This window comes from Brevibacillus massiliensis, from assembly GCF_000311785.1.
Lineage (GTDB): Bacteria > Bacillota > Bacilli > Brevibacillales > Brevibacillaceae > Brevibacillus_C > Brevibacillus_C massiliensis.
Genome location: NZ_HE978539.1, coordinates 278,345 through 296,447 on the forward strand (window position 1 = coordinate 278,345; position 18,103 = coordinate 296,447).

The following is an 18,103-nucleotide window of genomic DNA, read 5'->3' on the forward strand; positions in this document are numbered from 1 at the left end:
GGAGATCATGGACGAAGCGAAGCTGCGCGCGCTGGATCCCTATCATATCTGGACCGAGGATTTCGCTGATGTCCGCCTTCACTGGAAGAAAAAGAAGCCGCTGCACATCTTGTTCGCCTGTGTCTACAAGCTGGAGCAGCCGTTTGAAATTCAGATTGAAGACCAGTATAAAGGCTGCAAATCCTGGCATCACCTGCTGCCGGAAGTGCCGCAAACCGGCTTTGCGCCCGTCTTGTCGGATGCCGACTACGCAGCGAAGCGCGATGAGATCATGGCGATTTTAAAATAAGGGAAAGGGTCCTGTACAGGGCCTTCTTTCGTCTTTCCCCGGCATCAATGCCTATACCGTTTCCCCTTTTCAAGCATACTTAGTAAATATATAAATGTAAAAAATACAGATATAGGAGAAGCGTTGATTTAAAATAATTCTTATTATACAATTGTGATTGAGAATGGATTGAGAATCATGCCCTTATGGTGATACTAGTTCATGGTAAGCGCAGGATTCGCACTACTATATATTGGAGGAATGCTGGATGTCTGGTGTACCACATCTCGAAATAAAAGATTTGCGGGCAAGAATTGAGGAGAAGGAGATTTTGAAAGGCTTGTCCTTGGAAATCAAGGGCGGAGAAGTACACGCCATCATGGGACCGAACGGAACCGGTAAATCTACCCTCGCCTCAACCCTGATGGGTCATCCCAAGTACGAAGTAACCGGCGGTTCGGTAACGCTTAACGGCCAGGACGTGCTGGAAATGGCGGTAGACGAGCGCGCTCGTGCCGGCTTGTTCCTGGCGATGCAGTACCCCTCGGAGATCAGCGGAGTGACAAATGCCGACTTCCTGCGTTCGGCGATCAATGCGCGCCGCGGCGAGGGCAATGAAATCTCCTTGATGAAATTCATCCGGGAAATGGATAAGAAGATGGCGACCTTGGAAATGGACGAATCCTTCCAGCATCGCTACCTGAACGAAGGCTTCTCCGGCGGGGAGAAGAAGCGGAACGAAATCCTGCAAATGATGATGCTGCAGCCGAGCATCTGCATTCTCGACGAGGTTGACTCCGGGCTGGACATCGATGCGCTGAAGATCGTCGCGAAGGGCGTCAACGAAATGCGCTCCGCCGAACGCGGATTCCTGATTATCACGCACTACCAGCGCCTGCTCAACTACATCAAGCCCGATTTCGTCCACGTGATGATGCAAGGGCGGATCGTCAAGTCCGGCGGTCCGGAACTGGCAGAGCGCCTGGAGGCAGAAGGATACGACTGGATAAAAGAAGAGCTCGGAATCGAAGACGAAACCGTCAATGCTGGCGTGTAGGCGAGGGGGTTAGCAGATTATGGGTGTAGATACACAACTCCGCTTTAGTCGAGAAGCGATCACGGATTTCTCGAAAGCCAATCAGGAGCCAGACTGGTTTCTGGAAAAGCGCCTGTCTGCCCTGAATGCCGCCGAGGGCCTGGCATTGCCGGCACTGGAGAAAACGAAGATCGACAAGTGGAATTACGACCAATACGTTCCGTTCCAAACGGCGGGAAGAGTACAATCGCTCGCTGAATTGGACGAGGCGGTCAAGGAACAGGTAGACGAGGCGAACGCAAAAAACCTGCTCGTGCAAAAGAACGCCTCGTCCGTTTACGCTGCGGTGTCTCCTGAACTGAAAGCACAAGGCGTGATCTTTACCGATCTGGCGACCGCGCTGCGGGAACACGGCGAACTGGTTCAGAAACACTTGTTTCAGGCCATTTCCGCCGATGAACACAAGCTGGCGGCACTGCACACCGCACTCGTAAACGGCGGGGTATTCCTTTACGTGCCCAAAAATGTTGAGGTAACGGAACCGCTGCAAGCCGTGTTTGAAGTGGCAGGCGAGGGAGCGCTGATTGCTCCGCACGTGCTGATCGTAGCGGAGGACAACAGCAGGGTAGCATATGTGGATACGTTTGTTTCCTCCACAGGCAAAGGCATGGTGGCAAACAGTGCAGTAGAAGTATATGTCGGGGCCGGCGCCCACGTGCAAGTCGCCTCCGTGCGCACGCTGTCCGAGGAAGTGCACGACTACGCCTTCCGCCGCGCCGTGGTCGATCGCGACGGGAAAATGGAATGGATCCTCGGCGAGATGAACGACGGCAACACAGTGGCCAACAACACGACCATCCTCAAAGGAAAAGGCTCAGTCGGGGATACCAAGTCGATCACAGTCGGAACGGGCCAGCAGCGTCAGAATTTGACCTCGCAAGTCCAGCACATCGGCACTTACTCCGAGTCGATGATGCTCAGCAAAGCGGTTATGACCGATGAAGCAGTGGCGATTTTGAACGGGATTACCAAAATTGAGCATGGCGCGACCAAGGCGAACGGTGAACAAGCGGAAAACATCCTCATGCTGAGCGAAAAAGCGCGAGGAGACGCCAACCCGATCCTGTTGATCGACGAAGACGACGTGAAGGCAGGCCACGCCGCTTCTGTCGGACGGGTTAGCGAAGAGAGCTTGTATTACCTGATGTCCCGCGGCATTCCCCGCAAACAGGCGGAAAAACTGATCATCCTCGGCTTCCTGGATCCGGTTGTAGCGGAAATTCCGTTAGAAGAAGTGAAGGGTCGGCTTCGCCAAGCATTGGAAAGGAAGTTGGAGCGATGAACGCAAAGGAGATCCGCTCGTATTTTCCCATACTTGACCAGCAGGTGAACAACCACCCGCTGGTCTATCTCGATAGTGCGGCCACGTCGCAAAAACCGATACAAGTCATCGAAGCTTTGGAGAAATACTATAAGGGGTACAACTCCAACGTCCATCGCGGCGTTCACACGCTGGGAAACCTGGCGACGGAAGCTTATGAAGGGGCACGGGAAAAGGTGCGCGCCTTCATCAACGCCAGAGAAACGGCCGAAATCATCTATACCCGGGGAACGACCACCGGGCTTAACATGGTAGCCAATGGATTTGCCCGGGCCTTCTTAAAAGAAGGGGATGAGATCGTCACGACAGTCGTAGAGCATCACAGCAATTTTATTCCGTGGCAGCAAGCGGCCAAGGCGACCGGGGCGACGTTTAAGTTTATCCCGCTGGCAGACGACGGCACTGTCACCGTGGAAGCGGTCCGGCAGACGATCACGCCGAATACGAAGCTGGTCGCCATCCACCACGTCTCCAATGTGCTGGGAGATATCGCACCGATCAAAGAAATCGCCGAGATTGCGCACCAGAACGGGGCGATTCTCGTGGTGGACGGCGCTCAGAGCACCCCGCACATGAAGGTGGACGTGCAGGATCTGGATTGCGACTTCTACGTATTCTCCGGACACAAGATGTGCGGGCCGACCGGGATTGGCGTTCTGTACGGCAAGCGCAAATGGCTGGAGATGATGGAGCCGGTCGAGTTTGGCGGGGAAATGATCGATTTTGTCGACTTGTACGATTCGACGTGGAAAGAACTTCCCTGGAAGTTTGAGGGAGGCACTCCCATCATTGCAGGAGCGATCGGGTTGGGAGCTGCCATAGACTTTTTGAGCGAGATCGGACTCGATGAGATTGCCCGGCATGAGAAAAAGGTAATCGGCTACGCGATGGAGCGGCTGCAGCAAATAGAGGACCTCACCATATTTGGCCCGCTAAAGGAGCGCAGCAGCGTCATTACGTTTAACCTGGGGAATGTCCATCCGCACGATGTGGCAACCGTGCTGGACAGCGAAGGGATTGCTGTCAGGGCCGGACACCACTGTGCCCAGCCGCTGATGAAATACTATCAGGTCACGGCGACGGCACGTGCCAGTTTCTATCTGTACAATACGGAAGAGGATGCTGATGCACTGGTCGCCGGGCTCATAAAAGCGAAGGAGTTTTTTGGAAATGTCCTCTCTTGATGATCTCTATCGCCGTGTCATAATGGACCATTACCAAAAGCCGCGCAATCGTGGTAAACTAGAAGAATGGGAAGGACTCGTGATCAATCTGAACAACCCGACATGCGGCGACAGCATCTCTCTTTCGCTCAAGGTGGAAGACGGCCGTGTGGCTGATGCAAAATTTGTCGGCGAGGGCTGTTCGATCAGCATGTCTTCTGCGTCGATGATGACGGAAGCCGTCAAGGGCAAGACCGTAGAAGAGGCGCTGGAGCTGTCTCACCTGTTTTCCGAACTGATGCAAGGAAAAGAGATCGATGAATCCATCGATCTTGGTGACATAGAAGCGCTTAGAGGCGTGGCCAAATTTCCGGCCCGGATCAAATGCGCCACGCTCGCCTGGAAGGCGCTCGAGCAGGGCATTAAGACCGGCCAATCGTAATGCCGCCATTCAACGAAAAGGAGTGAAAGAACATGGCTAAAAAAGCCCCTGAATTACAGGATTACCAGTACGGCTTTCACGATCCGGACGTCTCCGTGTTCCGGACGAAAAAGGGCTTGACTCGCGAGATTGTGGAAGAAATCTCCCGCATCAAAAACGAGCCGCAGTGGATGTTGGACTTCCGCCTGAAGGCGTTGGAGATTTTCCAAAAGATGCCGATGCCGAAGTGGGGCGCTGATCTGGACGGACTCAACTTCGACGAGATTACCTACTACGTTAAGCCGTCGGAGAAGACGGGCCGCAGTTGGGATGAAGTGCCCGACGAAATCAAGGCCACGTTCGACAAGCTGGGCATTCCGGAAGCGGAGCAGAAGTTCCTCGCCGGCGTATCGGCCCAGTACGAATCAGAGGTCGTGTACCACAACATGCAGGAGGACCTGGAAAAACTGGGCGTGCTGTTCTGCGACATGGATACGGCCGTTCGCGAGTATCCGGAGATCGTGAAGGAGTATTTCGCAACGGTGATTCCGCCTGCTGACAACAAGTTTGCCGCCTTGAACTCGGCAGTCTGGTCCGGCGGTTCCTTCATTTACGTGCCAAAAGGCGTAAAAGTGGAAACGCCGCTGCAAGCCTACTTCCGGATCAATTCCGAGAACATGGGGCAGTTTGAGCGCACGCTGATCATCGCCGACGAAGACAGCTTCGTCCACTACGTCGAAGGCTGCACGGCGCCGATCTACAGCACCGACTCGCTGCACTCCGCTGTCGTGGAAATCATCGTCAAGGAACGGGCCCGCTGCCGTTACACGACGATCCAAAACTGGTCCAGCAACGTTTATAACCTGGTCACCAAGCGCGCTGTTGCCTATGCCGACGCCAACATGGAATGGATCGACGGCAACATCGGCTCCAAAGTAACGATGAAGTACCCTGCCGTTATCATGAAAGGGCCTCGCGCCAAAGGGACGGTACTGTCGATTGCCGTCGCCGGCAAAGGGCAGCACCAGGATGCCGGGGCCAAAATGATCCACCTGGCGCCGGATTGCACCTCGACGATCGTCTCCAAGTCGATGTCCCGCCAAGGCGGCAAGGTAACCTACCGCGGCCTGTCCCAATTCGGCCGGAAAGCGGAAGGCTCCAAGTCCAACATCAAGTGCGATACCTTGATTCTGGATAACCAGTCCACATCCGACACGATCCCGTACAACGAGATCATGAACGACAACATCACCCTCGAACACGAAGCGACCGTCTCCAAGGTGTCGGAAGACCAGCTCTTCTACCTGATGAGCCGCGGCCTGACCGAAGAGGAAGCGACCCAAATGATCGTGATGGGCTTCATCGAGCCGTTTACCAAAGAACTGCCGATGGAGTACGCGGTGGAGATGAACCGCCTGATCAAGTTCGAGATGGAAGGCAGTATCGGCTAACCTTTGCCTGCCAAGGGTTTCCGGCTGTCGAAACTGGGTTTGCCCGTCTTTTGCCCGGTTTTTAAATTTGGACGCAACGCTCATAGCGTGCCAGAGCATCGTCTTCAATCTTCCTGGTAACATGTAGATACGTGTCCGCTGTGACTTTCACGCTTGCGTGCCCAAGTCGCTCGGACACGTTTTTATCTCATTTTCGCAGAAGACTCCCACCTCGAAGGCGGTGAGATGATTAATGCAATACCGAAACGCTGAGAATGAAATATGGAGTGGTCTATTTTAGGCTTACGTTAAACTGATTATTAAAATATGTAATTTTTTCCCTTATCGTGCAAAAATCCTCTCTGTCCTTTTTTCGGAAGAGAGGATTTTCTTTTTCAGTCAACCACGATGTAGGCGATCATCGGGCCGTTATGGGCGATGTCGGCATGAGTCGTACAGATCAGGCGGTACACCCCTTCCTTATTGAATTGGAGCGGAACGAGGGTTTCTGATCCTTTTTTGACGACCCCGCTGATATTCGTTCCCTCGATGACAAAAGGATGCTGGGCCCCATTTACACCGTACATGCTCAGTTTGATCTTCTCCCCGGCATGGACAAAGATCGTGCCTGGGTCCCAGCGGTACGCTTCAATCACCTTTCCGTCCGGGAGAGTCGCTTTAAACTCTCCGGTGACCAGGTGGACAACCCGCTCCGGCTTCTCCTGGCTGCCCAGGGCAGGAATGTCGCGGTTTGTGTAAGTGATGACGGTAAAAATGACGAGCATGCCGATGCCAACCAACAGCAGCAGTGAATGGCGCGATAGGAAATAAATTTTCAGTTTCTTCTACCTCCTCTAAATAGCAGACAAGTTTTCTATGTTCACAGGTTATGCGGACGTGCTGGAAAAAATGGCTCTTGGGAGATACTTAGTGATAAGTGCAAAACCAGATCGAAGGAGTGGAGGTCTCGCCATGAAACAAGCTGTGGGGATCGTTAGCAAACGTGTTTTTGTGCTGTTCTTGACTGCTGCATTGGCAATGGGGGCCATAGGGGGCACAGCTTCCGCCCAAAAAGGAGGAGGTACGGCACCGCAAATCAAGCTCAACGGCTACCAGCTGTCGCTTCCTGTCGACCAGCGACCGTTTATTGCCTCCGGGCGGATTCTCATTCCACTGCGAACGATTTTTGAACGTTTTGGCGCGCAGGTGTCTTGGGATGAGAAAACGCGGACCATCTCCAGCCGGATGGGAGATGTAACGATTCGGCTGCAGGTGAATTCCGCTACCGCTTTCGTCAACGATAAGCGAGTGGAACTGGACCAGCCGGCAGCGCTGGTCGGCTCGCGGACATTTGTGCCGCTGCGGTTTATCAGCGAAGCGTTTGGCGCAAAGGTAAGCTGGGAGGAAGCGACCAGGACAGCCAAGATTGATCCGGCAATCACTCGCGTTCCAGCGCCAAAATCCGTCGACCTGCCCCGGGAGCTGCAGAAGCTGCTGCCCAAGCGAAGTTCCTGGTACACGGCCAAGAATACTGCGATCTGGCTGTACGGAGGGGAAGTGGCTGAAGGGCCGTTTATCGCCCCGGAACTGCTCGCCAAGACTGCGGCGCTGCGCCGGGAGCTGGCTGCTTCGCCCGGGCATGTCTACGTCGAGGAATTGGAAAGCTGGGAGGAAAAGGGCGTTTCCATGTTTCGTATGCTGGTAACGGTAGAGGAGAAAAACGGCGCGCTGCGGCGGGCGGGAATGGATCTGATCGAGGTGAGGCAGACGGCACAGGGCGAAGGGAACGTCGTGACGGGATACGCCCATCTGCCTTGGCATTCAGAGCAGCAGCAAAGCCCAGTAAAAATATGGCTGGACGCAGGAGTGGGGCCGCGGGAAATTTCGCTTGCCGCTCCCGCTGTCGAGATTCTCCAAAATGGAAAGCCGACCGGCAAGTACCGCCTACCCTTGGCCGTGCTGCAGTCGCTCGGCGCCGTACACGCCGGCTCCGGCTCCGTTTACGCCGTGGAGCTGGGCAGCGGCAAGCAATCCGAACCGCTGCAGACGGTTACCGTCAACGGGATGCCGTATGTCGATCTGGAAAGTGTCATTCGCGCGCTTGACGGACAAAAAATGGTTACGGAAGGGGAATCTCTCGTCTACCGTATCGATTGGCGCCCGGATATCGGGCAGCTTGTGTTCTACGTAAAGGAATTGGAATAGCAGGGCAGCGTCAAATCCCCGTTTCTTGCGGTTGGCAGAAAACGGGGATTTTTTCTTTGAAATTAATATTGCAATATAAACAATTTGATGAAATAATAATTTCAACAAGACAACTGGAGGTGCGAAAGGTGAACCTTTCCGATTTACAAGCCCATTTTGGCAGCAGCCGTCCGAAATCCGCCGCTTTTTTTGCGCAGGCCGCATCGCTCATCGCCGGCGGGGTCAACGGCAACCTTCGATTTTACCAGCCGTTTCCGATCGTTTTTCAACAGGGCAGAGGCGCAAGGTTGACCGATGCCGACGGAAAAACATACGTAGACTACCTGCTTTCCTATGGTGCCTTGCTGTTGGGGCACGGACATCCCGTGATTCGGCAAGCCGTGGAAACGGTCTGGGAGGAGCAGGGAACCAGCAGCTTTGGCGCAACACATCCGTTGGAGCTGGATATGTGCAAAGAAATCAATCAGCTGTACCCCAGCATGGAATCCATCCGGTTTACGAATTCCGGTTTGGAGGCTACCCTGTTCGCACTCCGTTTGGCGCTCGCCTATACAGGCAAGACCCATATCGCCAAATTTGCCGGACATTATCACGGCAGTCACGACCACGTGCTGATCAGTGTGAATCAGACCAAAGAGAGCGAGAGCGGGCCCGCGATGCCAAAGGCTGTGCCTGACAGTTTGGGGCTGCCGGATTACTTTCTGGAGCATACGGTTGTCCTGCCTTTTGACGATTGGGAGGCTTGCGAAAAAATTCTGACCGAGATGCGTGGGCAGATCGGCGCAGTCATCCTTGAGCCGATGCAGGCCGGGTACATTTCTGCCGATCAACCGTTTATGGAAAATTTGCGCAGTTTGACGGAGCAGCTAGGCATGGTCTTGATCTTTGACGAAGTGAAGACAGGCTTTCGCGTCACCCTGGGAGGGGCGCAGGCGTACTACGGCGTAAAGCCGGATCTGACTGCGCTGGGAAAGGTTGCAGGGGGAGGCTTTCCGATAGGAGTGGTCGGCGGCAAGCGGGCGATCATGGAAATGTGTTCGCCGCTGCGCTCAACAAGCAAATCAGAAATCGTCTTCCACAGCGGAACGTTTAACGGAAATCCGGTTTCGCTTGCAGCCGGACTGGCCGCCATCCGCTACTTGAAGCAGCCGGGACGTTTTGACCGCATCGTTGACAGAACAATAAGCTTGCGCAAAGGCATCGAGAGGCTCGCCGGTGAGTATCGGATTCCGTTTTCGACTGTCGGCGTCGGCACCATTTTTAACCTCGTGCCGACTGAGGAAGCGGACTATGCCGGCACCAATCCGCAAGAGCTGAGGCTCGCCCTTGACTACCTGTTGATGGACGAGGGGGTATATACCAAACCGCTGAACCGCTTTTCCATGTCTGACGCTCACGGAGAGACAGAATTGCAAGCCACTTTGCAGGCGTTTGAAAAGAGCTTTCAAGCGCTTCGGCAAATCGTCGCGGTATAAGCCGAAGTTGTCCGGGAACTGCTTTGGTCGTATACTGTCAGGGAAGAGTAAGGCTCCGAGGTGATACCATTGGAAGCGGATTCTACCGTCTTGCGGCGGATCGCTCAACTGTACTCGCAGATGAGCCCGTCACAGCAAATGATTGCCGATGTCATTCTGAAAGATCCCGAAGCGTCCGCTTTTTACAACGTGGCTGAACTGGCCCGAAAGGCGAAGGTAAGCGATTCGACTGTCACCCGTTTCGCTGCTTTTGTAGGGTGTTCCGGATTCCCGGCGCTTTCCCGCGAACTGCAAGAGCTGGTGAGATCCCGGCTGACGACGAGTGAGCGCTACCAGCTGTCGAGAGCATTGGAAAACGAGGAACAGCGCACGGTCATCCAGTTTTTTGAGGATGATGCCCAAAATATCAAAATGCTCATGGAGCGAGTAGACCTGGAAGGGTTTGAGCGGACAGTGGACCGTTTGCTCAAGGCCAGGCGGATTGGCGTGATCTGCTCGCGAAGTTCGCTGTCGCTCGGCTTGTTCTTCGAGTTTTACCTGCATCTCTTGGATAAGGAAGTCGTTATCTTTAACGGAGAACCGCGAACGAGCGATCTGCTGCAGCGCTTTGGCCCCGAGGATGTGATCGTCGGGATCGGTTTTGCGCGTTATACCCGCTTTACGATCGAGGGCATGAAATACGCGAGAAAAAAAGGCGTCCCGACAATAGCGATCACTGATTATCCGTCCTCGCCGCTGGTCCGCTTCGCCGATGAGGTGCACTGCACGCCGACCGGGATCGCCTCCCATATGGATTCATTCACCGCTCCCTTGTCATTGGTGACAGCCTTGCTGCGAACGATGTTTAACCGAGTGCCTGAGCAGGTATCGAAGACGCTGAATGAGCTGGAAGATATCTGGTCAGATTTTGAGATTTACGGCGAACGGAAATGAGCGAAGCGTTATTCACTTTTCTTTTGACAGAGGACCATCCATTCATCTACTTGAAGCGATTGAACGTGTCTATCGGCAATCTGCACATGAAAATAGGCGTGAATTTCATTGCTGGCCCGCAGAATATGGTTCTCGACCTCTTCTATTTGTCCGGGGCTGTCGGCTGTGCGTTTGACCCACTGGGGAAAGCGATAGGTTTTTTTTCGGCTCTCCGATTTTATTACCGACAGGCCCGCTTGGCAAAATAATTGTCGCCAGGTTTCAATCGACAGGCATTGCACATGGCTTTCGTCTCTCAATTTTTCCATCGTGTTCATAAATTCAGCGAGGTGGCTTTTGTCCGGAACGACATTGTCGATCATCAAAAAAGAGCCATTGGGTTTTAACACCCTTGCCACCTCGCTGATGAATAGTGATGAGGCGCGATGCGGCAGGTCACAATTTCAAAGGTGTGATCGAGAAACGGCAGCGATTCGGCATCGGCGATCACGTACCAAATATTCGGGGAATCTTGATTGAAATGCTTTGCCGTATTGGCGAGCATTTCTTTTGTCAAATCCGTTGAGAAAACATGGCGAACATAAGGCGACAGCGTTTTGGCGACATGGCCGCCACCGGTTGCGACGTCCAGTGCCGTCCATTCAGAACGGGGCTGAAGCCACTCGACCAGTAAAGGAAGATCCTGGCCGTTCGCATGTGATTCACTTGTGAAGTAACTCTCCGCGTTCTTGGAAAATTGCGACTTTACCCGCTGTTTTGCATCATTCGTCATGCCAATACCTCCAATCGAAGTAAATTACCTCCTTGCAAGCAATCCGTAGAGAGACTGAACCAATCATAGTGCAAGCTGCCCGCCCGACCTGCCGGGTGGGCAGCCGAATGTCTTAAAAGTCATAGCGAATCGGCCGATTTCGCAGCGGTTTTACCCGTATTTTTGGGGTGCGCAGGCTTGGGATTCTAAGCGCGATTTTTCCCGATTTGGCATCCAGCATTCGCCCGTTTTCCATCCAACGCTTCTCCACTTCCGCTGAAGCTTCGATCCATTCCACATCCATTTTGTGCCCAATTTCGACCCAGCGGCTATCGGCGTAATTGCTCAGATCCAGCCAGCGATTGTCCATCCAGGAGAGAAGCTGTGACTTTTGCTTTTTTTCCAAAAACTCTTTATCGCGCAGATAGGTGACGGCCGCTTTCAACCGATCGTATTCGGCTGCTACCTTGGCCAGCATCTCTTTTCTGGTCTCGATCAGCTCTTTTTCTTCTTCCTCGTACTGGTTCCATACGTTATCTATCGCTTGCTGCATCCAGCTGCTGTTTTCCTTGTACAAATCGTTCAAGTATTGCTTGAATACATTTTCCAGCGCGGTTTTATCCTTGACCGTGGCGTAGGTACCGCCGCCTGCCTCGGCAACAGCTTTCAACTGGCGCTGGGCTTCATCATTCACGTCAAAACCGATCAGATTGATCACAGCTTTCATCTCGGACTGATGGAGCGCCTTGGCCGCCTCAACCGGATTGCCGCCGCACGTCTCAATTCCATCGGTTACGAGGTAAATGATATTTTCCACGCCTTCGCTGTGGGAGTTTTTCAGATCTTCCCGCGCCGCTTCCAGAGCAGTGGCAATTCCTGTCCAGCCTTTTGGGCCAAATTGCTGAAGCGAACCTTGGAAACGGTTGGGGTCGTAGCTGCTTAAGGGATAGACCAATTCTGTTTGTGCACACGAGAGCGCTTTGTCTTGATCAGATCCTGAGCCCTTATGTCCAAATACTCGAAGTCCTACATGGGAGTGCATGGGGATGCTCTCCAGGAAACCCTGAATCGATTTTTTCGCCAGATCCATCTTGACGCCGCCGTCCACCTTTTCCGCCATGCTTCCGCTCGCATCCAATATCACTTCGATATTTGCCTTAGGCGTTGTCTGCGGCACAGAAGCCGGGTCGGCAGGGTCGATGGAGAGCAGGGCTTGCCTGTAATTTACCTGCTCAAGCCGATCAAATGTATTTTTTTCCTGCTGGTAATTTTCGCCGAACAGATGCAAGAGACGGGCGTAAACCTCCTCGGCGGTCAGATCCTTCGACAGCTTATCCAGCTCGGCTTGCACGGCTGATTCTTCATAACTGCTTCCTGCATAACGCCCGGCTGCTTCTTGGTAAGCAAGGATCTCTTCTAGTGTAGTGGGAGGTTTGGGCAGTGCGGCTGCTGCGCTTTCCGCTGCTGATGATTCAAAGGAGGCTGGTGCTTTTGCTGTATCAGCGGTTGTTTCTTGCTCTGCCTGGCTTGAGGTTGCTTGGTCTTCGTTTGCTCCCGGAACGGCCTCGCTGCAGCCTGATGCCGAGAGAAGAAGCGTTGTGATCAGGAATAGGATGGGCAGCTTCCTTTTTAACATAGATTTCCTCCATTGGCATAATTCATTATAATCTAAATATAGCGATGGACCGGGAAGAAGAGTATAGTAAATTGGGGTTATTTGAAAATGTTGGAATAGGAATAATTACCCATTTTCCGAACGAACGGTCAGCTTTTCCTGGCGGTTCTTTTTTCGTCTTTACATGTAATTTACACCCCTTAACCCCAACTTAATCTCTCCTTCATACCACTGCCTTATAGTGAAGGTGTCAGACGAATCTATCATGTGGAGAGTGGGATGCGAAAATGGCAATGTGGAGAAAGATTGCGCTTACCTCGTGTGTCGGCCTGAGCCTGGTACTTGCGGGCTGCGGCGGCGGGTCTGAGACGAGCTCTTCCGGGGGGACGGCGGCGGCCGTGCCTTCCGAGCCGATTACGATTGAATACTGGCATGTCAATTCGCAAGATTTTGGCGGCGAAGGGGTTAAAGAGCTGGTCAAAAGGTTTAACGAACTCCACACGGACATCCAAGTCTTGGAAAAATACCAACCCGGCAATTACGCCGGACTGCTGCAAAAGGCACAGGCGGCGATCAGCGGCAATCATCCGCCTGATGTGGCGCAGGTCGGGTACAATTTCATCTCCTATGTGACGGAGAATGTGCCCTATACACCGGTAGAAGAAGTGGCCAAACAGGACGCCAAAGAGCCGAACTTTATTCAAGACAACTTCCTTCCCAACATCCTCGAATTGGGACAGACCAAAGACGGGAAAGTAGTCGGGCTGCCCTACTCCGTGAGCAACCCTGTGATGTACTACAATGCCGATCTGTTAAAGCAAGTCGGCTGGGACGCGGATCAACCGCCGAAAACGTGGGAGGAAGTACAGAAGCTGAGCGAGCTGGTCCGGGACAAGACGGGAAACTACGGACTGTACATCCAGGAACCGCCCGACAACTGGGCACAGTACGCCCTGGCCAAGTCAAACGGCGGAGAGTGGCTGACCAGCGAAAACGGAACGCCCAAAGCAGCATTCGACTCCCCCGAGACGGTCGAAACCTTCCAAATGATCGGGGATATGGTCAAAGACAAACGGGCGCTGCACGCGAAATGGGAAGAGGGCCTGCAAGCTTTTTCGAGCGGCAAGGTAGCGATGGTCATCACGACGATCGCCAAGCGGGAGAGCTTGCAGCAGCAGAGCAAATTTGACCTGCGCACCGCTTTGTTCCCGACGTTTGGCGAGAAAAAGCGGAGTGTCCCGGCGGGTGGAAACGCCTTGTTCATTTTCTCCAAAGATCCGAAGAAACAAGCGGCCGCCTGGGAGTTTATCAAATTTATGGAATCACCTGAATCGCTTGCCGTTTGGACAAAGGCGACCGGCTACCTGCCGCCGCGCAAGGGTGTGGCGGAAGACCCCAATGGACTGAAGCCGTTCCTGGAGACAAATCCGCTGATGAAGCCGGCGCTGGAACAGATGGCTGACGTGATTCCCTGGGTCAACTTCCCCGGCCCCAGCGGGCTGCAGGCGGAGCAGGCTCTGATCGACGCCCGCGACGAGATCCTGTCCGGCACTTCGGATGCACAGGCCGCGATCAAAAAGGCGGTAGACAAGGTAAATAAACTGATCCAATAACATGGCGAAAGAGGGGTAATGAAGATGAAGCTGTTTATCAATCTGCTGCCTTACATGCCCAATATTGACGAGGCGAACGAACTGCTGGACCAGTGGCAGGGAGGAATCGAAATCTCGATGGACGGTCCCAACTGGCGGGAGCCTGTGGAGTGGGATCGCGAATACTTCCGCTTTGAACGGCACGCGGGCCCGGTCAGTGTGCACTCGCCGATCTGGGAGTTAAATCTGGCCACCCCCCGGTTTGAAGTCATCCGCACCTATTCCTACGAGGTGTACAAACAATGCCTGGAGTGGTCCGCGCGCATCGGGGCCGAGCAGATGACGATTCATCCCAATTTGTACTGCACCCCCTCGTTCTTGCGGTACGAGTCCCAGCAGTACGCCAAGGAAAACCTGATGAGGCTGGGAGAAAAAGCGCAGAGTCTGGGTGTGGACCTGGCCGTGGAAAACGTCGGCTTCGGCAGCTTCGCCTTGTTTACCCAAGAGGAATTTGTCCAGCTGTTCCAGGAGATTCCGAATATCAAAGCATTGGTCGACGTGGGGCACGCCCACATCAACGGTTGGGATACCCCGGCCGTCATCCGCGAACTAGGCGAGAAGCTCTGTGCGGTCCACCTGCACGACAACGACGGAAAAGGTGACCTGCACCTGCCGGTAGGCAAAGGCGGGATTGACTGGCAGCCGATCTGGGAAGCGCTGCGCAGCCTTGGGCACCCGTACCGGGCCATTCTGGAATACGTGGAGGGGACGGCGACTGACGTCGTGTTGGCAGATGCAGCGGACATCGCCAATGAGCTCAAGGGGCTGCCGGCACAATGAACCGCATGTGGAGGCAGGTGAGGCCGTACGCCTACATTTTGCCGGCATTGCTCCCGCTGCTCGTCTTCGTCTATTATCCGCTGGTACAATCCGTGCAGATCAGCTTTCTGGAGTGGAACATGGTCAGCCCCAACCCAAAATGGGTGGGGTTGGCCAATTATCGCGACCTGCTTGCCAGTGATGAGTTTTGGCTCTCGGTCAAAAATACGGGATTTTACGCGGTCTTTTTTCTGGTCACGCTGTTTGCCGCTCCCTTTCTGGCGGCATTCGGCGTCACGCGGGTCAATTCGCGCTGGTCGGCTTTTTACAAAAGCGCGCTGTTCGCTCCGACCGTCCTGTCGCTTGCGGTTGCCAGCATTCTGTTTCTGTGGCTGTTAAACCCGGTGATAGGCGTTGTCAACCATCTGCTCAGCTTGGCAGGATTGCCTGGCGTCAACTGGCTGAGCGATCCGTTTTGGTCAAAATGGGCAGTGAGCATGGCCGCTTCCTGGAAGCTGTTTGGCTACAATTTCATCGTGCTTTTGGCCGGCTTGCTGGCGATCCCGCAGGAGCTCAGCGAATCGGCCCGGGTGCAGGGGCTCCGCTCCTCCTGGGGACTGATGGGCAGGATTGTCATTCCGCTGATGTCGGGGACGCTGATCTACGTCTTTGTCACGGCGATTGTCGTGGGAATTCAATCCGTATTTGTGCCGGTAGAAATGCTGACCGGCGGCGGGCCCAACCAGGCGACGACCAATCTGGTTTTTCTCGTCTACCAGTACGGGTTTCAGTTCTTTAAAAGCGGTCTGGCGTCGGCGACTGCCATCGTGACTTTCCTGGCGTTTTTGCTGTTGATCGTCGTACAGGCGCTGGTGATGGATCGGAGGGCCTACTATGAAAATTAAAGTCAGCGGCTGGAACCTGCTGCTTTTCATCTGCCTCTTGCTCAGTTTTTTTCCGCTGGTCTGGATGATCAGCACGACGTTTAAACAGGCGGATCAAATCTTCAGCGAATTTCTCAATCCCTTGCCGCGCCCGTTTACCTGGGAGAACATCAGCTACGTGCTGAACGCGGTGCCGATGGTTCGCTATTTTATCAATTCTCTGATCGTCGCTGTTCTGGTCACCGCCTTCCAGCTTGTGACCAGCATCCTTGCTGCCTACTCCTTTACACGCTTTGACTTTAAGGGTAGACAGTTCCTGTTTTACGTCGTCGTAGCCAGCATGCTCATCCCGATTCAGGTGACGATGCTGCCCAATTACCTGCTGATCAGCAAGCTGGATTGGCTCAACACGTATGCCGGTCTGGTCGCTCCCCAGCTGGCTAACGGGATGGGGGTATTTCTCTTGCGGCAGACCTTTCGGACGATCCCGCAAAGCTTGTACGAGTCGGCCCAGGTGGGCGGAGCCGCGGAATGGCAGATTCTCTGGCGCATCGCCTTCCCGGTCGTCAGGCCGACCGTGCTGGCGCTCGGCGTCATGTTCTTCATCAACGTCTGGAACGAGTACTTCTGGCCGCTGCTGGTCATCAACGACAAAGACATGCTGACGATTCCGCTCGCCCTGCAGCTGTTTATCAACTCGGAGGGGGGCAACTCCTGGGGGCCGATGATGGCCGTCGGGACGCTGGCTTCGCTGCCTCCGCTGATCGCTTTTTTTATCGTAAACCGGCAGATCGTGAGCAGCTTCATCAGTACCGGTGTCAAAGGATAGCGTGAAAACAAGGGAGGTAGAAAACGTGCAAGAGCCATGCGATATTCGCTTTTCCGCGGTCCGCAAAACTTTCGGTGCCCAGACGGTCATTCCCTCGCTTGATCTGGAGGTCAGAAGCGGGGAGAGGCTCGTGCTGCTCGGCCCGTCCGGCTGCGGCAAGTCGACGATTATGCGTTTGATCGCCGGATTGGAGCAGCCTGTGTCCGGCACGATTGCCATGGGCGGACAGATCGTCAACGGACTGGATGCCAGCGAACGGAACGTCTCGATGGTGTTCCAAAACTACGCACTGTACCCGCATATGACGGTATTTGACAACATGGCATTTTCGCTCAAGCTGCGCAAGGTGGCCAAGGCGGAGATCACAAGAAGAATCCAGGAGGCAGCAGAGAAGCTGGAGCTGGGCTCCCTGCTGCAGCGAAAACCGCGCGAGCTCTCCGGCGGGCAGCGCCAACGCGTCGCCCTGGGCCGGGCGATCGTGCAGCAGTCGTCCTACTTCTTGCTGGATGAGCCGCTGTCCAACCTGGATGCCCAACTGCGGACCAATGCCCGCAACGATTTGGTGGAACTGCACAAATCCTACCCGCGGACGATGGTGTACGTCACCCACGATCAAGTGGAGGCGATGACCATCGGCCAGCGAATCGCCGTACTGCGCCAGGGCGAGCTGCAGCAGATCGGCTCGCCGGAGGATATCTACATGCGGCCGGCCAACCGCTTCGTCGCTGCCTTCATGGGCAATCCCCCGATGAATATCGTCCCGGTGACCGTCGGGGATCAGCAGGTGATGTTCGCCGACGGGGGAGAGTTGGCCCTGCCCGAATCCGTGCTGTCGTCGCTTAAGCGCTGCGGGGAACAGCATGTGCTGCTGGGCATCCGCCCGGAAGCGCTGGAGCTTTGGGAGGGCGACCGGACAGTCGTCAAGCCGTTTCCCCCCAGTATCGCGATTCGCGGCGAATTCATCCGCAGCGAATACCTGGGCGCGGTGGTGATCCATCACATCGCCGTGGGACAGCATCGCCTGCTGGTTTCTTCCGCTGCTCCGGTTCAGTTCAAGCCGCATTCCAATGTGACGCTGACGGCGTCATGCGAGCATCTGCACTTTTTTGAAGCAGCAGGGGCGGAGCAAAGAATCCCCCTGACGGTGCAGCATCTCAAACCGAAAAATCAACCCGAGCAAGTCCTGGTGATGTCGGGGCGATAACTCTTGAAAAGCCGCGTACTGCTGCGGTCTTTTTTTTTTTTTTGTTAAAAATACATGTCGTGCATACATAACCTTTACGATTCTTTAACAGCAGGTT

18 protein-coding genes and 1 pseudogene are annotated in these 18,103 nt (G+C 54.4%); 14 read left to right on the forward strand and 5 right to left on the reverse strand.

Going from position 1 to position 18,103, the window contains the following annotated elements; translation table 11 throughout:
* The 6 genes from HGBM_RS27330 to sufB all read left to right on the forward strand — a co-directional run.
* Positions 1-289: DUF1802 family protein (locus HGBM_RS27330; protein ID WP_035286898.1), on the forward strand; the 289-nt coding region annotated here is incomplete at its 5' end.
* A gap of 247 nt (positions 290-536) precedes the next feature.
* On the forward strand, positions 537-1,325 hold the full coding sequence (sufC, locus tag HGBM_RS12210) for a Fe-S cluster assembly ATPase SufC (protein WP_019121388.1): 789 nt from the start codon (positions 537-539) through the stop codon (positions 1,323-1,325).
* Between the two features lie 19 nt (positions 1,326-1,344).
* On the forward strand, positions 1,345-2,646 hold the full coding sequence (gene sufD, locus HGBM_RS12215; RefSeq protein ID WP_019121389.1) for a Fe-S cluster assembly protein SufD: 1,302 nt from the start codon (positions 1,345-1,347) through the stop codon (positions 2,644-2,646).
* Positions 2,643-3,869, forward strand: a complete 1,227-nt coding sequence (locus tag HGBM_RS12220; protein ID WP_019121390.1) for a cysteine desulfurase — start codon at positions 2,643-2,645, stop codon at positions 3,867-3,869. The genes sufD and HGBM_RS12220 overlap by 4 nt, the downstream gene beginning before the upstream one ends.
* On the forward strand, positions 3,856-4,290 hold the full coding sequence (gene sufU, locus HGBM_RS12225) for a Fe-S cluster assembly sulfur transfer protein SufU (protein ID WP_019121391.1): 435 nt from the start codon (positions 3,856-3,858) through the stop codon (positions 4,288-4,290). The genes HGBM_RS12220 and sufU overlap by 14 nt, the downstream gene beginning before the upstream one ends.
* A gap of 32 nt (positions 4,291-4,322) precedes the next feature.
* A complete protein-coding gene (sufB, locus tag HGBM_RS12230) occupies positions 4,323-5,720 on the forward strand; it encodes a Fe-S cluster assembly protein SufB (protein ID WP_019121392.1) in 1,398 nt (465 codons plus the stop codon).
* Between the two features lie 61 nt (positions 5,721-5,781).
* Here the strand turns inward: sufB and HGBM_RS32685 are convergent.
* Positions 5,782-5,904 (reverse strand): annotated as a pseudogene (locus tag HGBM_RS32685) (site-specific integrase); the annotation flags it as partial.
* A gap of 190 nt (positions 5,905-6,094) precedes the next feature.
* A complete protein-coding gene (locus tag HGBM_RS12235; protein ID WP_019121393.1) occupies positions 6,095-6,484 on the reverse strand; it encodes a cupredoxin domain-containing protein in 390 nt (129 codons plus the stop codon).
* Positions 6,485-6,671: 187 nt separating this feature from the next.
* Here HGBM_RS12235 and HGBM_RS28915 point away from each other — a divergent pair, with 187 nt between their 5' ends.
* The 3 genes from HGBM_RS28915 to HGBM_RS12250 all read left to right on the forward strand — a co-directional run bounded on the left by HGBM_RS28915 (position 6,672) and on the right by HGBM_RS12250 (position 10,312).
* Entirely contained in the window at positions 6,672-7,904 is a 1,233-nt protein-coding gene (locus tag HGBM_RS28915) for a stalk domain-containing protein (RefSeq protein ID WP_019121394.1), read from the forward strand.
* 128 nt (positions 7,905-8,032) lie between these two features.
* A complete protein-coding gene (locus HGBM_RS12245) occupies positions 8,033-9,379 on the forward strand; it encodes an aspartate aminotransferase family protein (protein WP_019121395.1) in 1,347 nt (448 codons plus the stop codon).
* 69 nt (positions 9,380-9,448) lie between these two features.
* Positions 9,449-10,312, forward strand: a complete 864-nt coding sequence (locus tag HGBM_RS12250; protein WP_019121396.1) for a MurR/RpiR family transcriptional regulator — start codon at positions 9,449-9,451, stop codon at positions 10,310-10,312.
* An 8-nt stretch (positions 10,313-10,320) separates the two neighbouring features.
* Here the strand turns inward: HGBM_RS12250 and HGBM_RS32260 are convergent, their stop codons facing one another.
* From HGBM_RS32260 to HGBM_RS27345, 3 genes are all read right to left on the reverse strand, one after another.
* Positions 10,321-10,701, reverse strand: a complete 381-nt coding sequence (locus HGBM_RS32260) for a hypothetical protein (RefSeq protein ID WP_342626541.1) — start codon at positions 10,699-10,701, stop codon at positions 10,321-10,323.
* Positions 10,695-11,084 carry a class I SAM-dependent methyltransferase gene (locus HGBM_RS32265; protein ID WP_315969951.1) on the reverse strand — a complete coding sequence of 130 codons (390 nt, stop codon included), beginning with the start codon at positions 11,082-11,084 and terminating at the stop codon, positions 10,695-10,697. The genes HGBM_RS32260 and HGBM_RS32265 overlap by 7 nt, the downstream gene beginning before the upstream one ends.
* 112 nt (positions 11,085-11,196) lie before the next feature.
* Complete coding sequence (locus tag HGBM_RS27345) at positions 11,197-12,699, reverse strand: VWA domain-containing protein (RefSeq protein ID WP_019121397.1); 1,503 nt, start codon at positions 12,697-12,699, stop codon at positions 11,197-11,199.
* A 266-nt stretch (positions 12,700-12,965) separates the two neighbouring features.
* Between HGBM_RS27345 and HGBM_RS12265 the strand changes: the two genes are divergently transcribed.
* Genes HGBM_RS12265 through HGBM_RS30775 form a run of 5 tightly spaced genes read left to right on the forward strand, consistent with a single transcriptional unit; the run spans position 12,966 to position 18,006 of the window.
* Complete coding sequence (locus HGBM_RS12265; RefSeq protein ID WP_019121398.1) at positions 12,966-14,291, forward strand: ABC transporter substrate-binding protein; 1,326 nt, start codon at positions 12,966-12,968, stop codon at positions 14,289-14,291.
* A gap of 24 nt (positions 14,292-14,315) precedes the next feature.
* The gene (locus tag HGBM_RS12270; RefSeq protein ID WP_147512873.1) at positions 14,316-15,110 is read left to right on the forward strand and encodes a sugar phosphate isomerase/epimerase family protein; all 795 of its coding nucleotides are present in this window, start codon (positions 14,316-14,318) and stop codon (positions 15,108-15,110) included.
* Entirely contained in the window at positions 15,107-15,994 is an 888-nt protein-coding gene (locus HGBM_RS12275; RefSeq protein ID WP_019121400.1) for a carbohydrate ABC transporter permease, read from the forward strand. The genes HGBM_RS12270 and HGBM_RS12275 overlap by 4 nt, the downstream gene beginning before the upstream one ends.
* A complete protein-coding gene (locus HGBM_RS12280) occupies positions 15,984-16,802 on the forward strand; it encodes a carbohydrate ABC transporter permease (RefSeq protein ID WP_019121401.1) in 819 nt (272 codons plus the stop codon). The genes HGBM_RS12275 and HGBM_RS12280 overlap by 11 nt, the downstream gene beginning before the upstream one ends.
* 25 nt (positions 16,803-16,827) lie before the next feature.
* On the forward strand, positions 16,828-18,006 hold the full coding sequence (locus HGBM_RS30775; protein ID WP_019121402.1) for an ABC transporter ATP-binding protein: 1,179 nt from the start codon (positions 16,828-16,830) through the stop codon (positions 18,004-18,006).
* The last annotated feature ends 97 nt before the right edge of the window (positions 18,007-18,103 follow it).

Coding starts and splice junctions, on each gene's coding strand:
- sufC (WP_019121388.1), top strand. CDS start 537: ATGTCTGGTGTACCACATCTCGAAATAAAAGATTTGCGGGCAAGAATT.
- sufD (WP_019121389.1), top strand. CDS start 1,345: ATGGGTGTAGATACACAACTCCGCTTTAGTCGAGAAGCGATCACGGAT.
- HGBM_RS12220 (WP_019121390.1), top strand. CDS start 2,643: ATGAACGCAAAGGAGATCCGCTCGTATTTTCCCATACTTGACCAGCAG.
- sufU (WP_019121391.1), top strand. CDS start 3,856: ATGTCCTCTCTTGATGATCTCTATCGCCGTGTCATAATGGACCATTAC.
- sufB (WP_019121392.1), top strand. CDS start 4,323: ATGGCTAAAAAAGCCCCTGAATTACAGGATTACCAGTACGGCTTTCAC.
- HGBM_RS12235 (WP_019121393.1), bottom strand. CDS start 6,484: ATGCTCGTCATTTTTACCGTCATCACTTACACAAACCGCGACATTCCT.
- HGBM_RS28915 (WP_019121394.1), top strand. CDS start 6,672: ATGAAACAAGCTGTGGGGATCGTTAGCAAACGTGTTTTTGTGCTGTTC.
- HGBM_RS32265 (WP_315969951.1), bottom strand. CDS start 11,084: ATGACGAATGATGCAAAACAGCGGGTAAAGTCGCAATTTTCCAAGAAC.
- HGBM_RS27345 (WP_019121397.1), bottom strand. CDS start 12,699: ATGTTAAAAAGGAAGCTGCCCATCCTATTCCTGATCACAACGCTTCTT.
- HGBM_RS12265 (WP_019121398.1), top strand. CDS start 12,966: ATGGCAATGTGGAGAAAGATTGCGCTTACCTCGTGTGTCGGCCTGAGC.
- HGBM_RS12270 (WP_147512873.1), top strand. CDS start 14,316: ATGAAGCTGTTTATCAATCTGCTGCCTTACATGCCCAATATTGACGAG.
- HGBM_RS12275 (WP_019121400.1), top strand. CDS start 15,107: ATGAACCGCATGTGGAGGCAGGTGAGGCCGTACGCCTACATTTTGCCG.
- HGBM_RS12280 (WP_019121401.1), top strand. CDS start 15,984: ATGAAAATTAAAGTCAGCGGCTGGAACCTGCTGCTTTTCATCTGCCTC.